The 1,777-nt window shown below is 70.3% G+C and carries 3 protein-coding genes and 1 tRNA gene; 1 reads left to right on the plus strand and 3 read right to left on the minus strand.

What is annotated here, in order from left to right:
- Nucleotides 1-57: 57 nt before the first annotated feature.
- The 3 genes from MHY29_RS11970 to MHY29_RS11980 all read right to left on the minus strand — a co-directional run bounded on the left by MHY29_RS11970 (nt 58) and on the right by MHY29_RS11980 (nt 1,040).
- Nucleotides 58-243: a carboxymuconolactone decarboxylase family protein gene (locus tag MHY29_RS11970; RefSeq protein WP_255718947.1), complete on the minus strand. Its 186-nt coding sequence runs from the start codon at nt 241-243 to the stop codon at nt 58-60.
- Nucleotides 240-842 (minus strand): NAD(P)-dependent oxidoreductase, encoded by a 603-nt coding sequence (locus MHY29_RS11975; protein WP_239241529.1) that lies wholly within the window; start codon nt 840-842, stop codon nt 240-242. The genes MHY29_RS11970 and MHY29_RS11975 overlap by 4 nt, the downstream gene beginning before the upstream one ends.
- A 121-nt stretch (nt 843-963) precedes the next feature.
- Nucleotides 964-1,040, minus strand: a tRNA-Pro gene (locus MHY29_RS11980).
- 178 nt (nt 1,041-1,218) lie between these two features.
- Here MHY29_RS11980 and MHY29_RS11985 point away from each other — a divergent pair.
- Complete coding sequence (locus MHY29_RS11985) at nt 1,219-1,599, plus strand: hypothetical protein (protein WP_239241531.1); 381 nt, start codon at nt 1,219-1,221, stop codon at nt 1,597-1,599.
- The last annotated feature ends 178 nt before the right edge of the window (nt 1,600-1,777 follow it).

Genomic DNA, 1,777 nt, shown 5'->3' on the forward strand with positions numbered 1-1,777 from the left:
GAATCCGGCTGCGTTTCCGCCGAGGGGGGCGCCGTCGTGGGGGTGAGCGGAGGGCCGCTACAGGTGGGTGACGTCCTCGGCGAGGGCGAGCGCGGCGCCCGCCTCGGCGGAAACGCAGCCGGATTCCCACCCGCCGGCGGCGGCTTCGCGTGGATGCAGGCGCAGGCAGGGGGCGCAGCCGTTGAGCTGTGAGACGCGTAGCTTCACCAGGTTCACGGTCACCCGTGCGAGACCGACCCTCAGTTCGCGACCGTGAAGCGGGTGCCGCGGTGGGCGCCGCTGTCGGCCTCGTCCACCAGCGCGACGGCGAAGTCCTCGGCGGACACCGTCTCCCCCGCCGGGACGTCGGTCTCGGTCTTGTATACCCCCGTGCGCTCCCCGGGGGCGATCATGGGAGCCGGGGCGAGCATGGTCCAGGCCAGGCCCTGCGAGGCTCGGTAGTCCTCGAGAATGTCGCCGAAGACGTCGGACTCGGCCTTGTACTCCGCCGGGAACTCGGCTGAGTCCTTGAGCAGGGAGCCGTCTGGGAGCTGGAGCGCGCCGGCGCCGCCCACCACGATGAACCGTCCCTGCGGGGCCGCGGCGATCAGCGCCTGGTGGGAGCGTCGGATGGCCGTCACGTCGCCGTCGCCGGTGCGCACCGGCGGCACGGCGAGGACCGTGATGTCGTTGTCCTCGATCACGCGGGCGACGGCCGCGGTGTCTGCCACGTCCACGTCGAACCCGCCATCCTGCCGTGATCCGGAGCGGCTGCCGGCGGCGACCTCGTGGCCGCGCGCCCGGGCCTCCGCGACGACCCGAGAGCCGACCATGCCGGTGGCGCCGATGACTGCGATCTTCATGAGGGGACCTTCTCTCCTGAGTGAGCACCCCGGTCGGGGCGCGCCGGAGAGAACATCGGGTCCGGTCGGATGATTCCCCGAGACGACGAAGCCCCCGCTCAGTGAGCGGGGGCTTCTGCTGTGGTCGGGGTGACAGGATTTGAACCTGCGACCTCGTCGTCCCGAACGACGCGCGCTACCAAACTGCGCCACACCCCGTCAGAATCTGCCCGCAGGGGATTCCAACAGGGCACGACTATACCAGGGTGAGCTCGGGTGCGCGAATCCGGCAGGATGGCGGCAATGCACCAATCGATCGAAAGGACGCCCCATGGCCTGGTGGGCACGACGCCGCCTCTCCTCCAGCGGTCCGGCGCCGCTCGGCAGACCGCCGCTCGTGGCAGCCGAGGAGCTCCGCCGACTGACGGATGAGCTGTCGGAGATCCTGCAACGGGAGTCCGCGCGGATCCGCCCCGACGCCGCGGCGGTTCTGCGTTCGTTCCTGAACCGGTCACGTGCGCTCCTGCCGGCATGGGACAGGACAGCCCCGGCGAGAAGCGCCGAAGCCCTGGCCGCGTACGAGCTGCTGCGCGACAGAGTGCTGCCGGGCCTGCAGGACTGGTTATGCCTCCCCGACCAGCTGAAGCCGGTGCACGCGGATGACCTGCTGGCCGACGCGCAGGCCTGGGAGGGCGACCTGAGCCACCATGCCGCACGGCTGGCCCAGGTGCTGACCGCTCGAGGACGAGCGGTACGGGAGCTCGACGAGCGGCATTGAATGACCCCAGTCCACGGGAGGCAACCGCCCGCTCAATCGAAAGAACCCCTGGGAATGCAGGGAGGCCCCACACCCGAAGGTGTGGGGCCTCAACCCAAAAGAATGTCCGGCGGCGACCTACTCTCCCACAACCTCCCGGCTGCAGTACCATCGGCGCTGTGGGCCTTAGCTTCCGGGT

This window comes from Micrococcus sp. ACRRV (assembly GCF_022346985.1).
In the GTDB taxonomy this organism is placed as follows: Bacteria; Actinomycetota; Actinomycetes; order Actinomycetales; family Micrococcaceae; genus Micrococcus; species Micrococcus porci.

Coding starts and splice junctions, on each gene's coding strand:
- MHY29_RS11975 (WP_239241529.1), bottom strand. CDS start 842: ATGAAGATCGCAGTCATCGGCGCCACCGGCATGGTCGGCTCTCGGGTC.